Raw genomic sequence first — 17,233 nt, forward strand, 5'->3', positions numbered from 1 at the left:
TCTCTCTATAGAATTGGGTGTGCAGCGAACAGTTAAAGGCCGGGGACAAATTTGCGAAACGCTAGGGTCACATTGTGACCGCCAAAGCCAAAGGAATTGGAAAGGGCAACCACCACCGGACAGGCACGACTGTGATGGGGAACGTAGTCCAGATCACAGGCTGGATCCGGCTGCTCCAAGTTAATTGTAGGGGGGATGCGGTCATGGGCAACCGCCATCACCGTGGCGATCGCCTCGATGCCACCAGACCCTCCCAGTAAATGCCCCGTCATCGACTTGGTGGAGCTAATGGGAACGCGGCGGGCATTCTCTTCGCCAAGGGCACGCTTAATCGCCGCCGTCTCGGTACTGTCATTGGCAGGGGTACTGGTGCCGTGGGCATTGATGTAGCTCACCTGATCAGGGGCAATACTGCCATCCTTGAGACAGCCTTCAATGGCACGGGCTGCCCCTTCGCCCCCGGGGGAAGGAGCCGTCATGTGGTAAGCATCACAGGTTAGGCCATAGCCGACCATTTCGGCATAGATGCGCGCCCCCCGGGCAAGGGCAAATTCTAGCTCTTCCAAAATTAAAATGCCCGCCCCTTCACCAAGGACAAAGCCATCTCGGTTCTTATCAAAGGGACGACTGGCATGGTGGGGGTCATCATTGCGGGTGGAGAGGGCACGGGCTGCCGCAAACCCAGCAACAGACAGGGGAGTGATTGCCGCTTCCGTGCCACCGCAGATCATCGCCTTGGCATAGCCGTGTTGAACGAGCCGAAAGGCATCGCCAATGGCATTGGAGCCTGCGGCGCAGGCGGTGACTGAGCAGGAGTTGGGGCCTTTGGCACCGGTATGAATTGCCGTTAGGCCTGCAGCCATGTTGGCAATCATCATCGGAATCATGAAGGGGCTACAGCGATCCGGCCCCTTACTGAGATAGATTTCCTGCTGATCTTCCATAACCCGCAGACCCCCCACCCCCGTGCCAATAATGATGCCAACGTCCGTGGCATTGCTCTCATCAATGGTGAGTTGGGCATCGGCAAGGGCTTGTTTACTGGCGGCGACCCCAAACTGGGCAAACCGATCCATGCGCTTGGCATCCTTGCGATCCATATAGAGGGTGGGGTCAAAGCCACGAACCTCACCCGCAATGCGGCAATCATGACGACTGGCATCAAAGAGGCTAATCGTGTCAATGCCGCTACGACCGGCCATTAGCCCGTCCCAATACTCTGCCAAGGTGTTGCCAAGGGGGGTAATGGCACCCATGCCGGTGACAACCACCCGTTTTTGGTGAGCCTTCGTCATTGGTCTTACGCAGCTGCCTTATTGGTGATAAAGTCTAGGACATCTTGAACAGTTTTCAACTTTTCTGCTTCTTCGTCAGGAATTTCGATATTAAAGGCTTCTTCTAGAGCCATGATCAGCTCCACGGAGTCGAGGGAGTCGGCGTTCAAGTCATCTGCAAAGCTTGCTTCGGGCACGACTTTTTCAGCATCAACACTGAGTTGATCGGCAACAATGGTTTTTACTTTTTCGAAAATTTCAGAGTCAGTCATAGATGCCTGTGAATTTCAAATGGATGGACGAATGAATGATGATGCGGGCGATCGCCATTCCTCAAATCTAGGATGTTTTGTGCCCAGAATCAACGCGCCATAATTATAGGACACATTGGGGGTACAGCCCACAAGGTCGTGGCAGGGGAGTCTGGCTATGGTAAGCTACATCTTGGGTATCATGGCTTTTTGAGTGCTTTTGCCGCCCCCATCGCTACAGTTGATGTTTGTTGTTGCTACCCGCTATTGAGTTACCGATGCATTTTACAATCGCCAGTCTGCTCGCTAATTTTACTGAAGATAAGTTTGTTGCCCCGAAAGCCCTTGAAAAAAAACTGGGGTGTGAGGATGAACAGAGCCAACGGGAATTAGAAATTGCCCTCGATGCCCTTGAGCGCATTGGTCTGCTCACGAAGGAGCGGGGAAAGTATCGCCGCAACTACGAGGAAGGTCTCATTGAAGGGCGACTGCGCTGCTCCAGTAAGGGCTTTTGCTTTGCCATTCAGGATACCGAAGGGGCAGAGGATATTTTCGTTCGTGAAAATCAACTCAGTACGGCGTGGAATGGCGATCGCGTGCTGGTGCGGGTCACGCGGGAAGGGCGCCGCAAAAAATCTCCCGAAGGAGAGGTCAAACTCATTCTAGAGCGCGGCAACCCGTCAGTGATTGCCCGGGTCAAGCAAACCGAGCATGGTTTCCGCGCTACCCCCCTTGACGATCGCCTCCTGTTTGAAATTGCCCTTGAACCCAATGAACTGGTGTCCGATCTCTCGCAGGTGGTGGATCAGCTAGTGCACGTCAACATCCGCCGCTATCCCTTGGGGGGGTATTTACCCGTAGGTGAAATTGGTCAAATTCTGGGGACTGATGCCCAGTCAGCACCGGTGCTGGATCTAATCTGTTGTAAGCACAACCTTGTGCGGCAGTTTAGTCCGGCACTGGGATCGGCGGCCACCGCCTTGAACCAGCATCTTCAAGCCATGGAGTTTGAGCAGCGTCAGGATTTACGGGAGTTAGTCACCATTACCCTAGTGGCTCCCGGCCAAGAACCCCAAGTGGCGTTTTCCCTCGATGCCCTGGATCAGGATCTATGGCAGCTTGGCGTTCATATTGCCGATGTCGGTGGCTTGCTGCCGGTGGATGACCCATTAGATCGGGCGGCACGGCGACAGGGGATAACCCTAGCCACACCAGAACTTAGCGTGCCTTTGTTGCCCCCCGAGTTAACCCTGCTACGGCTTCTACCTGGGGGCGATCGCGCCGCGATTTCCCTGCTGATCCACCTCACCAGTACAGGGGAGGTGCAATCCTACACCATTCACCGCAGCCGCATTAGCGTAGATGCCTGTGTTGACAGTGAGCAGGTGGTTGCTACCCTAGAGCGGGGGGATAGCTCCGGAGATTGGTTGCGATCGCTCCTGCGGTTGGCCACTGCCGTGAGCCAGCGGCGACAGCAGCGGGGCAGTATCGAGATCACCCCTGCCGTGAGCTTAAACCTCGCCTACGCCGATGAAGGCTTAGCCACTGCCATTCCCCTACCGATGCTGGCACCTTGGACAAGTTTAGTGGTGCTGGCTAATGAGCTCCTCGGCAAACACTTGGCAACCCTTAATGTTCCTGCCCTGTACCGCAGCCAGCAAGTACCGGAACTGTACGCCGTGCAGGACTTTCTGAAGCTGTGCCAAAACCTCAATTTACCCCTCAGTCTTGGAGACAGCTCCAGTGTGGCACCTCAGGATTTTCAGCGCTTCCTTGAGCAGTTAGCCACCTCCGAGCTGGCAACTGTGCTCCAAGAGCTATTGCTCGATACCCTTAAGCCCGCCACTACCTCAGGTACTCTCTCGCCCCACTTTAGTTTGGCGCTTGGCTCTGGCTATGCTCACTTTTGCTCACCGTTACAGCGCTACAGCGACATTGTCAACCAGCGGATTTTACATACCCTGCTCACCAAAGGGCGCGATCGCCGCAGCCCCCGTGCCAAGGAGCGGGTGAACCTCGGCCACTCGAGCTGCCTAGAGCAGGTCACCTGGAATGTCTTAACCACAGACGTGCAGCGGGAACTGGAAGCCCTCTTAAAAGAAATTGTGGCTCATTTACAGGAGCGGGAGCGACAAACCCAGAGTGCTTGGAAAGACCTCGTAGGGCTGCAACGGGTGCGCCAAGTGCAAGCCTGTATGGGAGAGGTGCGCCCTGGCATTATCACCGGTGTTCAATCCTATGGTTTTTTTGTCGAGCTAATTGAGTTCAACGTCGAAGGCCTAGTGCACGTTAGCTCCCTCAAGGATGACTGGTATGAATATCGCGCCCACGCCCAGACCCTAACAGGACGGCGCAACCGCCTGCGTTACCGCTTAGGCGATCGGGTTGACGTACTCATCAAAAATGTCGATTCCTATCGGCAGCAAGTGGACTTAACGGTGATGAGTGGCGGCTCCCAAGCCACTGATGAGGATCTAGCAGGGGGGGCTGACCCCATCCAGACCAATACCCCCCTGGTTGAGGATGACCAGCGTGCTTAGCTATGAACACTCCCAGTACAACGGTTTCACTCCATGACTTTGGTAATTTCCTGCGGGATATTTGGTATTTTGGCCTGCCATCGGCAGACCTAAAGCCAAAGCAGTTCAAAGCAAAGGTCATTCTCGGTGAGCCAATCCTCTTTGGCCGTACTAGTGACGGCACCCCCTTTGCCCTGCGCAACCTGTGCCCCCATCGGGGAATTCCGCTGCACTACGGGCACTTTGAAGGCGACGAAGTCATCTGCCCGTACCACGGCTGGCGGTTTAATCGCCATGGCCAGTGCACCCTGATTCCCTCCCTCACCAGTGACAGTGACGTTGACCCCAAGCAGTTTGGTGTCCTGAGTTATCCAGTACGGGAAGCGCAAGGGAATCTCTGGATTTATATGCCAGCCAAGGATCGGCAAGCCCCTGAACCAGCGTTGGAGGTGCCCCTTGTGCCGGGCTTCAGTGCCACAGCCTGCCCCCAAGCCGTACAAAAATTCATTTTTCCGGGGCATTTAGACCAAGTCTTTATTAACTTTATGGATCCGGCTCACGCACCCTTTGTCCATGGCGCGTGGTGGTGGCGTACCCGTGGGAAACTGTTTGAAAAAGCTAAAACCTTTGATCCGTCTCCCTACGGGTTTACCATGCGTCGGCATCCCCTGCTGCGTAAATCTTGGGCACACCATATCCTAGGCGGCCACCCGGAGGTGGAAATTATCTATCGCTTACCGGGAATTCGTATTGAAACCAACTACACCGATCGCCACACCTTTTGTTTTTTAATTACCCTCACCCCCATTAACGAGCACCAGACTGAACTGACCAGCATATTTTACTGGACCTTTCCGTGGTTGGCTCCCCTTAAGCCCCTGCTGGCTCCCTTTGCGCGCGAATTTATTAACCAAGACCTGCGCATTGTGGCCAAACAAAGCGAGGGGCTAGCCTACAACCCGCCCCTAACCCTGATCAAAGAGGCCGATAACCAAGCAAAGTGGTACTACCAAATTAAGCGAGAGTATGCCAAGGCCATCCAAGAGGGGCGGGAGTTTGTCAATCCTATGAAAACCCAAGTGTTGCGCTGGCGCTAGGGCTGCTGCGCTAACCACCGCTGGTAGAGATCTGGGCGACGCTGCCGGGTTCGCTCAATTTGCTGGGCTTTGCGCCATTTGGCAATGTTCTCGTGGTGCCCCGAAAGCAGCACCGACGGCACCGGCCACCCCCGAAACTCTGCCGGTCGGGTGTAGTGGGGGTAGTCGAGCAAGCCGTCCTCAAAACTCTCCTGTTGCAGGGACGCAGCTTTGCCCACCGTGCCCGGCAAGAGACGCAGCACACCGTTGAGGATGGTTAGTGCCGGAATTTCGCCACAGGTGAGGACAAAATCACCAATGGAAATTTCTTGGGTCACCAAATGCTCGACAACCCGCTCATCCACCCCTTCGTAATGGCCACAGAGAATGACCAGTTGATCGCGGTGTTTGGCCCATTCCCACAGATGCTGTTGGCGAAGGGGCTCACCTTGGGGAGTGACGTAAATAATCTCCCGTCGCGGTAAGACGGGGAGGGACTCCACCGCAGCAAATAGGGGGGCGGGCTTCATCACCATACCGACMCCACCGCCGTAGGGTTCATCGTCAACGGTATGGTGTCGATCCTCCGTAAAGTCACGGGGATTGGTCAGCACCACTGAAGCAATCCCCCGATCCAAGGCTTTGGCCATCAGACCGGTCTTGAGGGGGGTGCTAAAGAATTCTGGAAACAGGGTGATAATGTCAAACCGCATGGCTTATATTGATATTGATGTGGGCGGCTAAAACCCCTCCGCTTTAGCGAGGGGATACAGCCAACTCAGGGGGCTTTAGCCCTCTCTATGTGTTAACCTAAAAACGTGGAAAGTAGGCGTATCAACTACGCGAAGAGACATCCTAGTACGGAGAGATCCCGGCAAGTAAGTCACTACCGCTTTGGCGGCAAGCCTAAACCACTGCAAGCAATGGCAGGATGTTGAGCGTATCGAACTGGCTAGTGTTGAAAAGTGCGAAACCACGAACCGAAACATAAACGTAGTCCCAATAGCAGAAATGCTTGAGGTGAGTAGGGGGTCTTTGACTGCCCCCACCCGCATTAAGTTGTGGGTGACAGCTCAAGGGAAAAGCGAAGCAACGCGGCTTCAGCCCGTTGCGTAGCATCCTTTGGGAATCCCCTCTCTTTCAAAGAGGGGAGAAGTCAAGGCCGACACAGGGATGCTAGTTGACCGTAGTAGGCAAGGGCACGCTGCTGGCTGAGGGCGCACAGTTGCTGTTGTTGCCAAAGGTGTTGCTCCTGCTGGGAGGGGCGCGGGAGGTGTACCCCAAACAGTTGGTTGATCAGGGGGGTGCGATCGCGCCGTAGCCGCACAACCGCATAGTTGTCCTCAATCTGGGCGGCACGGGCAAGGGCGGTGATCACCTGAGGGCGACTGAGGGTGCCATCAATCAGGCGATATTGCTGCGCCTGAGCATTGCTAAACACCATGGCGCCCATTTGGTTGCGGATGACGCTGGGATCGATGCCGCGCGCCTTGGCAACATGGCTCACAAAGGTGCTGTACTCCTGCTCTAGACCCGCTTGGAAGACCTGAATTTCTGCTGGCGTGAGGCGGCGGAAGGGATTGCCAAAGTCTTTGCCTCGCCCGGCACTGAGGGTGCGCTCTTCAATGGCGTTGGCGGTCACTCCCCCCTGAAATAGACCGCTATCTAGGCTCGTGGGGCGATCGTAAAAGAGCACACTTGGGCCAATAATGCCGATACTGCCGATGAGGCTGCCATGGTCAGCATAGATTTTATCAGCGGCCACCATTGCCCAAACGCCCCCGGAGGCCGAAATACCTTCAACAAAGGCATAGATGGGTTTTTGGGTAGCTTTACGATAGGCGTTGATGCCGTCGGCGATCGCCTGAGAGCCAAAGATCGTGCCTCCTGGGGTGGCAATATTCAGCAGAATGGCCTTGACACTCTCGTCCTCGGCGGCTGCCTCAAGCTGCTGCTGCACTTGGTAGCCGTAGGTTACACCAACAATGGAGGAAAATAGGGTGTCTTCTTCGGTTTGAGGACTCCCTAAAATTGGGCCAACAATATCAATGGTGAGGATACGGTTGCGGCTGGTTTCTTTGCCACTGACGTGCTGGTAGGGGCTATCCTGATCCGCTGGCGCCATTAAGACTCCCAGAATCGCAAGGAAGAGAGTGGCACTCATGCCAACAATCCCTAGGGTCAGGAAAAAGACAAGGGTGCCAAAAAAAATCATGCCGCAGCGATGTGCAACAGCAGGCCAAAATGGAGGCAGAGAACGAGTCATGAATACGAAGGGAGTGTGGTTCGGTATAATCTGTACAGTTTTTTGTCTAACGTTCTCCCCATTTTAGCGGTGCATTGCGTTCTTCTGGGTCTTATCCGTGCTCTTGATCCTCACATTGGCCACTCCTTATGGGGCTACTGTGGCTGTGAATGCTTGATCACGTTTGTGAGGTAGGTATTAATTCGTTGATGAAACCGTCCATGACTGCTGAGCAGTACTTAAACCACCCTACGTTTGGGCTGTTGTATGGCGTTTGTCCTGTGGAGGAGAATCGGGAACTGTTTACCACCCTCTACGCCCAGCGGCTGTTCTTTATTGTCACGCTGCGTCCGGAGGGGATGGAATTTGAGTCTATTAGTCGCACGGATGCGCGCCTGTTGATTGAACAGCGGTTGCGATCGCTGCGGCGGCTAGGGAAACAGGCGGAGTATGCCGCGCTGCAAAGCGTTCATCGCCAAACGTTTTTATAGGCCACGGGGGCAAATTCGCTAGACTGGGGCTAGGATCCAGGGAGAGACAATGAGCTACGACTACGACTTATTTGTCATTGGCGCGGGTTCCGGCGGCTTGGCAGCGTCTAAGCGGGCAGCCTCCTATGGGGCACGGGTGGCGATCGCCGAGGGAGATAAAGTGGGTGGCACCTGTGTGATTCGCGGGTGTGTACCCAAAAAACTCTTGGTCTATGCGTCTAAGTTCAGTCAGCTGTTTACAGATGCAGCGGGCTATGGCTGGCGCGCTGTCACGCCAAAGCTGGATTGGGAACGCTTAATTCGCGCGGTGGACAACGAGGTAAACCGCCTGAGCCAGTTGCATATTAGCTATTTAGCTAAAGCAGGGGTAGAACTCCTCCCCTTTTTTGCCCGGTTTGTCGATCCCCATACCCTTGAATTGGTCGATCGCAACGGCCAAGTACAACGACGAGTCACCGCTGCCAAAATTCTCATTGCTGTAGGCGGCGAGGCGATTAAACCGAACCTGCCCGGCATTGAGCACAGTATTACGTCCCGGGAGATGTTTCTGCTGCCGAAGCAACCGAAGCGGTTAGCGGTATTGGGAGGGGGCTATATCAGTGTTGAGTTTGCGGGCATCATGCGGGGGCTGGGCAGCGAAGTCATTCATTTTCTGCGGGGCGATCGCCCCCTGCGCGGCTTTGATCAAGACATTCAGGATGGGGTATATGAGGGGATGATTCGCCATGGCATTGATGTGCGCCCCCAGTGCCACATTAGCAGCCTGAAGCTCACCAAAAAGGGGAAGATTCGCGTTTGCTACGAGCAGCAGGGACAACCCCACGAAGCCAAAGTAGATGCGGTGCTGTGTGCGGTGGGTCGCGCCCCTAACCTACAGGGACTTGGGTTAGATCAAGCGGGGGTGCACCTGAACATTAATAGTCAGGGGATTGCCGCTATTGCTGTGGATGAGGCCTATCGCACCAATCAAGACCATATTTTTGCTGTGGGCGACTGTACGAATCGGGTGAACCTCACCCCCGTTGCCATTGCCGAAGGTCGAGCCTTTGCCGATACCCAGTTTGGCAATCTTCCCCGCACCCTCAGCTACGACAATATTCCCTCAGCGGTCTTTTCTCAGCCTGAGGCCGCTTCGGTGGGGCTTTCGGAGGCGCAGGCCAAGGCCAAAGTAGGGGCAGAAAATGTCTTGGTGTATCGCGCTGCCTTTCGCCCGATGTACCATAGTCTCACCGGCAAGGAGGCGAAAGTTGTCGTCAAGCTGGTGGTGGAAAAGCAAACGGAGTGGGTGCTGGGGGCGCACATGGTGGGGGATAACGCCGCCGAAATTATTCAGGGGATCGCGATCGCCCTGAAAATGGGTGCCACCAAAAAAGACTTTGATGCCACGATCGGCATTCACCCCTCAACGGCTGAAGAGTTTGTTACCCTGCGCTAGTGGCCACTTGAACCGGTTTGTGCAATAGCTCTAGAGCCGCAAGGTACTGGGGATCCGCGGTGGTGCCCATGGCCAGCAAACTTTCAGGCGCCTCAAGAACCCGCTGGTTCGGCTCAATCCCCACCTTATTGATGTTGCGGTGGTTAGGGGTTTCGTAGTGGGCAATAGTGACCGCTAAACCAGCGCCATCGGCAAGGCTAAACAGCGACTGAATCGAACCTTTGCCAAAGGTGCGATCGCCCACCAGTTGGGCGCGACCACTATCTTGCAGGGCACCCGCTAAAATTTCACTGGCACTGGCGGTGCCACCGTTCACCAACACCACCAGCGGATCATGGCTGAGGGGAGTCCCCGTGGCATTGAGGCTCTCTGTTATCCCTTGGCGATCCACCGTATAGACAACCACCCCAGGCTCCATCCACAGTTGGGCAATCTCCACGCCTGCCTGTAACAGCCCGCCCGGATTGTTGCGCAAATCGAGAACATACGCCTGTGCTCCCTGCTCTGCTAGGGTTTGTATTGCTTTACGCATCTCGGCGGGTGCCATGGCACTAAACTGCCCTAGGCGAATGTAGCCAACGGCACGACCCTCGACGTGGCGCAATTCTGCCACAACCGGGTTAATTTCGATGTGCCCTCGCTCAAGGGTGATGAGTTGGGGCGGCTGGCTACCATGTTGCACCTGTAACTGCACCCGGGAGCCACTGGCACCGCGCATTTTTTCCGCCGCCTCATCTAGGGTGAGTTGGGAAGTGGGAATACCATCAATGGCAAGGATGCGATCGCGGGGGAGAATGCCTGCTTTGGCCGCTGGCGAGCCATCAATGGGGGCAATGACTTCTAAAATACCTGTAGTAGGATCACTACTAATTTGGAGGCCAACTCCCGTTAGCTCTCCCGCCGTGGTGGTTTGCAAGCTGCGAAATTGCGCCGGGCGCAACAGGCGGGTGAAGGGATCCTCGAGGCTGGCAAGCATGGTTTGAATGGCTTGGTAGGTTGCCTCACGGTTAGGAAGTGGGCGACTGAGGATCTGTTGGCGCACCAGCCACCAGTTTTGACCATTAAAAGAGGTATCAACGTAAGCTTGGTTAACAATGCGCCATGCTTCGTTAACGAGTTTTTGCTCGTCGGTGAGGGCGATCGCCGGTGCCGGGGCAAGCAGCTGCCACCCCAGTAGCAGCAGCCATAGGGTCAATATCAGAACGTTAGCCGAGGTCTGCCAACGAACAGCCATGGGGCATCTCTATGCATTATTTCTTCTCTTTATTTATTCTAGGCATCTCCTAGACTAATAATTAAGGCATGAGAGTGTGTGGAGCTATGCGTGTGCTACGTTTGCCCCTGCAACCCCTTTGGCAACAACTCGCTGGCTGGCCCATTTGGCAGCCAACGCGCTTGGCGATCGCCGGCTCAGTGGTACTCCACGGCATTATCCTCGCCTTAGTGCGGGTGCCTGACACCACACCAGCGCCGATCGATATCAACGAAACGGTCGAGTTAATGAGCATTCCCGCAGAGCTAGAAGCCGATCTACCCTCCATTGAACCGCTGCTCCCCACGGAATTACCTGCCATCGAGAGTGTGCCGCCCCCCCTACCCTTTACAGGCATTGAACCGCCGCCCCTCACGTTTAGTCCCCTCCCGCCGCTGCCGCCCTTACCTCCCTTGGCAGACCTGCCGCCGCCGCCACCCCCGTTGAGGTTTGAGCCCCTCCCCGCCCCTTGGCAGTTACCACCACCTGCCCGCCCGCGACCGGATACCGGCACGCCTGAACAAGACGTGGCCACTGCTCCAGAGCTTGCACCACCTTCGCCGGCTCCGCCACCCCAAGAGCCACTGGCCACCACAGAGGGGGAAGCCGCCGCTGCCCTCTCCCGCTGGTTTAATCAAACCCGCCTCACCCTCAATACCACCAATATTCGGATTAACCTCAGCCAGCGAGTGACCGATCTGTACCCCCCCGACGCCTGTGGCGATCGCCTGCAAGGGCAAGCCACCGTCGCCGCTGTGATTACCCCCGACGGTCAACTGCTGCCTGCCAATGCTGCCCCAGAGACCGGACTGCTCACCCAAAACCCGCAGATTATCCGCACTAGTGGCTCAACACTGCTGGATCAGGCGGCAATCGCCGCGGTGAAACAGCAAACCTTCTCGGCCACAGGGCAATACCAAGCCTTAGCCATCACCTTTGACTTTCAGTACCGCCCAGAGGTCTGTACTGCAACCCGCCCCACACCTACGCCCCAAGCACCCCCCCCTGCCCGCGAAGCCGCCCCCATCCCCCACTCATCGCCTACACCACCTGCGTCCACGCCCCAGTCATCACCGACACCAGAACCGCCGCCACCTGCACCAAGCACCAGTGAAGCCCCTCCCAGCCCCGAGGCGAGTCCAGAGGCTGACTCTGCTATGCCTGAGTAATATTTCTTAAAAAAGTTGAGTCTTATTAACATAAATCTCGACAGAGATGGTATGGAAAATTACAATTTAGAAGCACCATCATTGCCTTACGAGGTCGGCCTGTGCAAGCAACTGGAGCCTACATCCTAATAGATACCTTGTGTCGTCATGGCGTTAAGCATATCTTTGGCTACCCTGGTGGGGCAATTTTACCAATTTACGATGAGCTATACCGTGCTGAATCCCGCGGGGCGATCCAGCACATTTTAGTCCGCCATGAGCAGGGAGCGGCTCACGCTGCCGATGGCTATGCCAGAGCAACGGGGCAAGTTGGGGTGTGTTTTGGCACGTCTGGTCCTGGTGCCACAAACTTGGTCACCGGCATTGCCACTGCCCACATGGACTCCATACCGCTATTAGTGATCACCGGTCAAGTGCCTCGCTCTGCCATTGGCACCGATGCCTTTCAAGAAACGGACATTTACGGCATTACGCTCCCTATTGTTAAGCACTCCTACGTGGTTCGCGATGCCAAGGATATGGCGCGCATCATCGCTGAGGCCATCTATATTGCCACCACAGGCCGGCCGGGGCCAGTTCTTGTCGATATTCCCAAAGATGTGGGCTTAGAGGTGTGCGACTACGAGCCGGTAGAGCCAGGGCAGGTTAAGCTGCGAGGGTATCGTCCGACCATTCGCGGCAATGTGCGTCAAATTGCCCAAGCCGCGCAACTGATTCGCGAGGCCAAACGACCGCTGCTGTACGTTGGGGGTGGCGCAATTACAGCAGCAGCACATGATGAAATTTACCAACTTGCTGAGCTGTTTCAAATTCCAGTCACCACAACCCTAATGGGTAAAGGTGCCTTTCCAGAATCTCATCCACTCTCACTGGGAATGCTGGGGATGCACGGTACCGCCTATGCCAACTTTGCGGTGAGCGAGTGCGACCTGCTCATTGCGGTGGGGGCACGGTTTGATGATCGCGTTACCGGCAAACTGGATGAGTTTGCCTCGCGAGCAAAGGTCATTCACATTGACATCGATCCGGCGGAGGTGGGTAAAAACCGCGTCCCGGAGGTGCCCATTGTTGGCAGTGTCAAGCCAGTGCTGCAGCAACTTCTGCACCATATCAACGAAACAGGCGTTCCCCCGGAACCGATGACCCATGGGTGGCTGGCGCGCATTAAGGCATGGAAAGAAGATTACCCCTTAGTGGTGCCGCATCCCAGCGGGGAACTGTCTCCCCAAGAAGTGATTGTGGCCTTTGGCCGTCATGCTCCCGATGCGTTTTATACAACGGATGTGGGGCAACACCAAATGTGGGCTGCCCAATTTTTGAAAAATGGCCCGCGGCGATGGGTCTCTAGTGCCGGCTTGGGGACAATGGGCTTTGGACTGCCTGCGGCAATGGGGGTTAAGGTTGCACTGCCCAATGAGCAGGTGATCTGCATCAGTGGTGATGCTAGCTTTCAAATGAACTCCCAAGAATTGGCCACCCTTGCCCAGTACGGTATTGCGGTGAAGACAGTGATTATTAATAACTTCTGGCAGGGAATGGTGCGGCAGTGGCAGCAGGCCTTCTATGAAGAGCGCTACTCCCACTCCAATATGGCCAAGGGAATGCCAGATTTTATTAAGTTGGCGGAGGCCTACGGTGTCAAAGGATTGCGGGTGAGCGATCGCCACAATCTGGACGACATTATTCAAGAGGTGCTGACCTACGATGGCCCCGTCTTGCTAGATGCCCACGTGACCCGGGATGAAAACTGCTATCCGATGGTGGCTCCCGGCAAAAGCAACGCCCAAATGCTGGGCTTACCGGAGCAGGCAACCCTCGAGAAAGCAGCCGAGCTAGTGTACTGTACGAACTGCGGTGCCAAGACGATTTCTAGCCATCGCTTTTGCCCTGAATGTGGCAGCAAGCTTTAGCCAAGTTCTAACCAGTTGAGTAGCTGAGCCATTGCCAAACCTAGGTAATTGGCGACCCCATAGCCAAGGAGGCCAAGGGTGATGCCAACCCCCAGTAGGGCTGGCTGGTGGCGACCGCTCGCTTGAGCTGCAGCAGTGGTAGGCCCCCCCACCGCCGCTTGGGAGGCTAAGGCCAGTAATTCAACATCCAGCTTGAATAGATACCCCAGCCCAAAGATCACCACCCCATGGCTAAACACGATGGTGGCGGCAAACAGCACAATCTCAACCCCCACAGGCACTAACGAGGGCAGATGGGTTCCCGCGCCAATGACGGTAAAAAAGAGATTGAGACTAAACATGCCAAGGGCACCGGTACCACGGAGGTAGCGTACCCACTGGAATTGGGCAATGGCTACACTTAGGGTGGTGAGCCAAACCACCGTCGGGATAACCGGCCAAAATTGATGTAGCGCTGTAGCCAGCACTAAAACTCCCATGCCTAAGCTCAGGAGAATGGCTAAATCGAGGGGGGCGATCGCCGAGGCTGTGGGCAAGGGCGATAAAGCTAAGGCGTCTGTTGCTGAGCGCTGCGGATAAAACCGTGCCAAGACTGAGGGCAGCGTTAAGGTGAAGCCCAACCATACTGCCGTGAGCAGGTTATCTGCGGTCGTTGCTGCGGTAAAGAGCAGATCAGTGAGGTTCAGGGCACGCCCGACACTCACAAAATTTAAACTGCCACCAATGTAACTTGCTGCTAAGCTGCCCGCCAGCCGTGGGGTGTCGCCACCAAAGCGACTGTGAAACAGGAGGCTCGCCAGTAGCGCCCCCATCAAGGTGCCCACAGCCGCAATCCCAAAGGCTAACAAGGCCGATCGCCCCAAGCGGCGCACATCCTGCAAATTCACAAGCAACAGTAACCAGACAATGGCTAAGGAGGTCACTGGCCCATAGATGGTGTCATAGACAGCAGACTGTTGGGGAATGACCCCTAAATTGGCACACAAGGCCGCTAGGAGCAAAATAATTAAGGATCCCCCCACCCGTGCTGCCCAACGATAGCGGTGCTCCAGCCACAGCCCCAAGGCAGTCAGGGTGAGTAAAATGCCCCAAAGGGTGAGGCTCTCATCCATGGGAAGCCACCTCTGGCATGGGTTGCCCTAAGCGGGTGGGTTGCTCGTAAACTCGCCGCAGGGTATTTACATCTCGCTGAGAAATGGGCGGTGGATCCGCTACTTGGGCAAAATAGAGAGCATCCGTGGGCAGGGGACTATGCCCCCAAATACCGAGGGCATGACCCAACTCATGGCGCAGAGCCGCCAGCACATAGCGGGGGGCTTGGGTGGGTCGCACCACCACCCGAACCCGATGCCGCAGTAGGCCGTTGCTATCCACAAACAGTTCATAGCTGGTTTCCGCCGCTCGGACACGACGGTTGTTTTGGTCGCTGGGGCGCTCAGACTGGAGGCGAATATTGGCCGTAGCGGTTGGCGGCACAATTTGCAGTGGCAGATAGGCCGACCATTCGGCAACAGCTTGCTGGGCTGCCTGTGCCCATAGGTTATTGGGATCCCGCGGCGGGGGGGCAATGGCCACGGTCACCGGAAACGCTGTCCACAGCAGATACCCCACTTCCAACGGCTGTACCTCGGTAAAATAGTCGTCCCCCGCCGGAGGCAGAGCTGCAAGGGAGCTAGGCAAGGGATAGGTGGTAAGGGGGGGTAAGGCAAGATTTTGGCGGGCAAGGGAGGGGGAGCTACCGCTGAGGACAACCCCCACAGCAACGATGAGGGCAATTACCGAAAACCGCCAGCGCGATCGCATCTCTCCTCCTTAGCACCCGCTCAAAAATGGCCAGCCCGGAAAGCGCCAGAGGACAATGGGGATAGCAACGGTCCAGAAAAAGGCATTCCCAAGCGCCAGTTGCCCCGACAGATTCATGGGTAATTGGAGTAGCCCTTGCAACAACCACCGATCTAAGGGCAACACCAGCACCCACATCAGGCAGACTAGCGCCAGACCCAACCAGAATATCGACCAGCGGGCATTGGTGTTAATGTTCTCAAAAAAGGTACGACTCACCAGTTCCTCTAAAAGTGCCGTAGTCCCAGAGCGGTATTGTCCGCCGGTGGCTTGGGTCGCGGCTGCCAGTTGTGGCGCATACTCCCCGACAACAATGGCATTAATTTTAATCCCTTGCCCTTGGGCTGAGGTGACGACAGCGGTATCCACGGGTGCTGCGCCATCGGTAATGATCAGTAATTCACGGCAGCGGTTAGAAACCTGTTGCAGTTGCTGGGTGGCGGTGGCGATCGCCCCCGATAGGTTCGTGGCGCTGGGGTCCACCTGAGCTAAAAGATCGCTGCGGTTGAGCGCCTGATCGAGTTGTGTCAGCAACACATCGGCATTGGTTTCAAAGCGTGGGGTTAAAAAGACCACATTGCGGCCAAAGCCATGGATCATGATGGCATTGGGGTTCGCCAACTCCCGCTGATTGCGTTGCAGATAAAGTTTGGCCGCGGCTACCTGCTGCGCCATCACGGTTTGAGGCTGGTTAAACTGTAAGGGATTGTCCCCAAAGGTGCTGCCACTCAAATCCAAGGAAAGCACCAACGCCACACTGGGGCGACCCCACCCCAACAGCGTAAACAGAAGCGCCAAGAGCAGGCACCCCGTCAGCAGGATCAGGGGAATTTGAAAGAGGGGATAAGACCACAGGGGTCGTCGTTGACGATACATGGGGCTACTGGGTGTCAAGGGTTCCCCTAAACACTGCGACGGCAGGTCCGGTCATATACAGATGTTGACTGTGAACATCCCAGCGAATATGCAGATCACCGCCGGGTAGTTCAACCGTGGCTTGGGCTTGCCCTGCTGCATCGGCTTTGAGTCGCCCGGTGAGTACCGCCGCAACAACCGTGGCACAGGCACCGGTACCGCAGGCAAGGGTCATCCCCGCCCCCCGCTCCCAGACGCGCATGCGCAGGCGATCGCCCCCCAGCACTTGGACAAACTCAGTATTCGTGCGCTGGGGAAACACAGCATGGTGCTCAAACAGTGGCCCTAGCGTCTCTAAGGGAATAGCGGCTACATCTTCTACAAAGGTGACACAGTGCGGATTCCCCATACTCACACAGGTTACCAGCCAAGGGCGATCGGCCACCGTCAAGGGCACCTCGATCACTTTGGCATCTGGAGCGGTTAGGGTAGTGGGGATTTGTTGCGCCAGCAGTTGTGGTGTCCCCATATCCACTGTCACTTGACCGTCTGCTTGAATGTGGGGCACCATCACCCCCGCTAGGGTGTCAATGCGGTAGCTGACGGTTTCACCGCAGGTGCGGCCTTCCAGTTCAAAAATAAACTTGGCCAGACAGCGAATGCCATTGCCACACATTTCGGCAACGGAGCCATCGGCATTGTACATCCGCATTTGGTAGTCACAGTCGCCAGTGCCCGCCAGTAGGAAAATTACCCCGTCGGCACCCACCCCAAAATGGCGATCGCACCAGTGGCGAGCCTCCTGTGGCGAAAGACGAAGGGTCGGCTGCTGACGATTGTCTAAGAGTAGGAAATCGTTACCTAGCCCTTGGTACTTCTGAAAAGATAGGCTCATAGAATTGTAGAGGAACTAG

General features: G+C 55.9%; 15 protein-coding genes. 6 read left to right on the forward strand and 9 right to left on the reverse strand.

Going from position 1 to position 17,233, the window contains the following annotated elements; genetic code table 11:
* Positions 1-32 precede the first annotated feature (32 nt).
* Positions 33-1,295, reverse strand: a complete 1,263-nt coding sequence (gene fabF / locus L5470_RS02165) for a beta-ketoacyl-ACP synthase II (protein ID WP_499497856.1) — start codon at positions 1,293-1,295, stop codon at positions 33-35.
* 5 nt (positions 1,296-1,300) lie between these two features.
* Complete coding sequence (gene acpP / locus L5470_RS02170) at positions 1,301-1,546, reverse strand: acyl carrier protein (protein WP_099798573.1); 246 nt, start codon at positions 1,544-1,546, stop codon at positions 1,301-1,303.
* A 257-nt stretch (positions 1,547-1,803) separates the two neighbouring features.
* Here acpP and L5470_RS02175 point away from each other — a divergent pair, with 257 nt between their 5' ends.
* Together L5470_RS02175 and L5470_RS02180 are read left to right on the forward strand one after the other, a co-directional pair.
* Positions 1,804-4,065, forward strand: a complete 2,262-nt coding sequence (locus L5470_RS02175; RefSeq protein WP_499497858.1) for a ribonuclease R family protein — start codon at positions 1,804-1,806, stop codon at positions 4,063-4,065.
* Between the two features lie 2 nt (positions 4,066-4,067).
* Complete coding sequence (locus L5470_RS02180; RefSeq protein WP_499497860.1) at positions 4,068-5,141, forward strand: Rieske 2Fe-2S domain-containing protein; 1,074 nt, start codon at positions 4,068-4,070, stop codon at positions 5,139-5,141.
* On the opposite strand, the gene trmD is transcribed toward L5470_RS02180, so the two are convergent.
* Both trmD and L5470_RS02190 read right to left on the reverse strand, forming a co-directional pair.
* Positions 5,138-5,833, reverse strand: a complete 696-nt coding sequence (gene trmD / locus L5470_RS02185) for a tRNA (guanosine(37)-N1)-methyltransferase TrmD (RefSeq protein ID WP_099798575.1) — start codon at positions 5,831-5,833, stop codon at positions 5,138-5,140. The two genes, L5470_RS02180 and trmD, sit on opposite strands and share 4 nt — an antisense overlap.
* Positions 5,834-6,276: 443 nt before the next feature.
* On the reverse strand, positions 6,277-7,386 hold the full coding sequence (locus tag L5470_RS02190) for a S49 family peptidase (protein ID WP_499497863.1): 1,110 nt from the start codon (positions 7,384-7,386) through the stop codon (positions 6,277-6,279).
* Positions 7,387-7,586: 200 nt separating this feature from the next.
* On the opposite strand from L5470_RS02190, the gene pipX reads away from it, so the two are divergent.
* Positions 7,587-7,856 carry a transcriptional coactivator PipX gene (gene pipX / locus L5470_RS02195; protein WP_198406226.1) on the forward strand — a complete coding sequence of 90 codons (270 nt, stop codon included), beginning with the start codon at positions 7,587-7,589 and terminating at the stop codon, positions 7,854-7,856.
* A 49-nt stretch (positions 7,857-7,905) separates the two neighbouring features.
* A complete protein-coding gene (gene gor / locus L5470_RS02200) occupies positions 7,906-9,291 on the forward strand; it encodes a glutathione-disulfide reductase (RefSeq protein WP_499497865.1) in 1,386 nt (461 codons plus the stop codon).
* Here the strand turns inward: gor and L5470_RS02205 are convergent.
* Positions 9,278-10,525, reverse strand: coding sequence for a S41 family peptidase (locus L5470_RS02205; protein WP_499497867.1), 1,248 nt, complete (start codon positions 10,523-10,525; stop codon positions 9,278-9,280). The genes gor and L5470_RS02205 overlap by 14 nt on opposite strands.
* An 86-nt stretch (positions 10,526-10,611) precedes the next feature.
* Here L5470_RS02205 and L5470_RS02210 point away from each other — a divergent pair, with 86 nt between their 5' ends.
* Together L5470_RS02210 and ilvB are read left to right on the forward strand one after the other, a co-directional pair.
* On the forward strand, positions 10,612-11,712 hold the full coding sequence (locus L5470_RS02210) for an energy transducer TonB (protein ID WP_499497869.1): 1,101 nt from the start codon (positions 10,612-10,614) through the stop codon (positions 11,710-11,712).
* Positions 11,713-11,813: 101 nt separating this feature from the next.
* A complete protein-coding gene (gene ilvB / locus L5470_RS02215) occupies positions 11,814-13,622 on the forward strand; it encodes a biosynthetic-type acetolactate synthase large subunit (protein WP_099798580.1) in 1,809 nt (602 codons plus the stop codon).
* Here ilvB and L5470_RS02220 read toward each other — a convergent pair.
* Genes L5470_RS02220 through dapF form a run of 4 tightly spaced genes read right to left on the reverse strand, consistent with a single transcriptional unit; the run spans position 13,619 to position 17,214 of the window.
* The gene (locus L5470_RS02220; RefSeq protein WP_499497871.1) at positions 13,619-14,734 is read right to left on the reverse strand and encodes a DUF819 family protein; all 1,116 of its coding nucleotides are present in this window, start codon (positions 14,732-14,734) and stop codon (positions 13,619-13,621) included. The two genes, ilvB and L5470_RS02220, sit on opposite strands and share 4 nt — an antisense overlap.
* Entirely contained in the window at positions 14,727-15,425 is a 699-nt protein-coding gene (locus L5470_RS02225) for a peptidase (RefSeq protein WP_499497873.1), read from the reverse strand. The genes L5470_RS02220 and L5470_RS02225 overlap by 8 nt, the downstream gene beginning before the upstream one ends.
* A gap of 9 nt (positions 15,426-15,434) precedes the next feature.
* Positions 15,435-16,340 carry a vWA domain-containing protein gene (locus L5470_RS02230; RefSeq protein WP_499497875.1) on the reverse strand — a complete coding sequence of 302 codons (906 nt, stop codon included), beginning with the start codon at positions 16,338-16,340 and terminating at the stop codon, positions 15,435-15,437.
* A 4-nt stretch (positions 16,341-16,344) separates the two neighbouring features.
* On the reverse strand, positions 16,345-17,214 hold the full coding sequence (gene dapF / locus L5470_RS02235) for a diaminopimelate epimerase (RefSeq protein WP_099798583.1): 870 nt from the start codon (positions 17,212-17,214) through the stop codon (positions 16,345-16,347).
* Between the last annotated feature and the right edge of the window lie 19 nt (positions 17,215-17,233).

Origin of the sequence: Synechococcus sp. PCC 6717 (genome assembly GCF_022698185.1) — a bacterium.
GTDB lineage: Bacteria > Cyanobacteriota > Cyanobacteriia > Thermosynechococcales > Thermosynechococcaceae > Thermosynechococcus > Thermosynechococcus lividus.

Bases quoted from the DNA above. Each gene is read 5' to 3' on its own strand.
- pipX (WP_198406226.1), top strand. From the start codon at position 7,587: ATGACTGCTGAGCAGTACTTAAACCACCCTACGTTTGGGCTGTTGTAT.
- L5470_RS02180 (WP_499497860.1), top strand. From the start codon at position 4,068: ATGAACACTCCCAGTACAACGGTTTCACTCCATGACTTTGGTAATTTC.
- L5470_RS02230 (WP_499497875.1), bottom strand. From the start codon at position 16,340: ATGTATCGTCAACGACGACCCCTGTGGTCTTATCCCCTCTTTCAAATT.
- gor (WP_499497865.1), top strand. From the start codon at position 7,906: ATGAGCTACGACTACGACTTATTTGTCATTGGCGCGGGTTCCGGCGGC.
- L5470_RS02205 (WP_499497867.1), bottom strand. From the start codon at position 10,525: ATGGCTGTTCGTTGGCAGACCTCGGCTAACGTTCTGATATTGACCCTA.
- acpP (WP_099798573.1), bottom strand. From the start codon at position 1,546: ATGACTGACTCTGAAATTTTCGAAAAAGTAAAAACCATTGTTGCCGAT.
- L5470_RS02220 (WP_499497871.1), bottom strand. From the start codon at position 14,734: ATGGATGAGAGCCTCACCCTTTGGGGCATTTTACTCACCCTGACTGCC.
- L5470_RS02175 (WP_499497858.1), top strand. From the start codon at position 1,804: ATGCATTTTACAATCGCCAGTCTGCTCGCTAATTTTACTGAAGATAAG.
- L5470_RS02190 (WP_499497863.1), bottom strand. From the start codon at position 7,386: ATGACTCGTTCTCTGCCTCCATTTTGGCCTGCTGTTGCACATCGCTGC.
- L5470_RS02225 (WP_499497873.1), bottom strand. From the start codon at position 15,425: ATGCGATCGCGCTGGCGGTTTTCGGTAATTGCCCTCATCGTTGCTGTG.
- fabF (WP_499497856.1), bottom strand. From the start codon at position 1,295: ATGACGAAGGCTCACCAAAAACGGGTGGTTGTCACCGGCATGGGTGCC.
- dapF (WP_099798583.1), bottom strand. From the start codon at position 17,214: ATGAGCCTATCTTTTCAGAAGTACCAAGGGCTAGGTAACGATTTCCTA.
- L5470_RS02210 (WP_499497869.1), top strand. From the start codon at position 10,612: ATGCGTGTGCTACGTTTGCCCCTGCAACCCCTTTGGCAACAACTCGCT.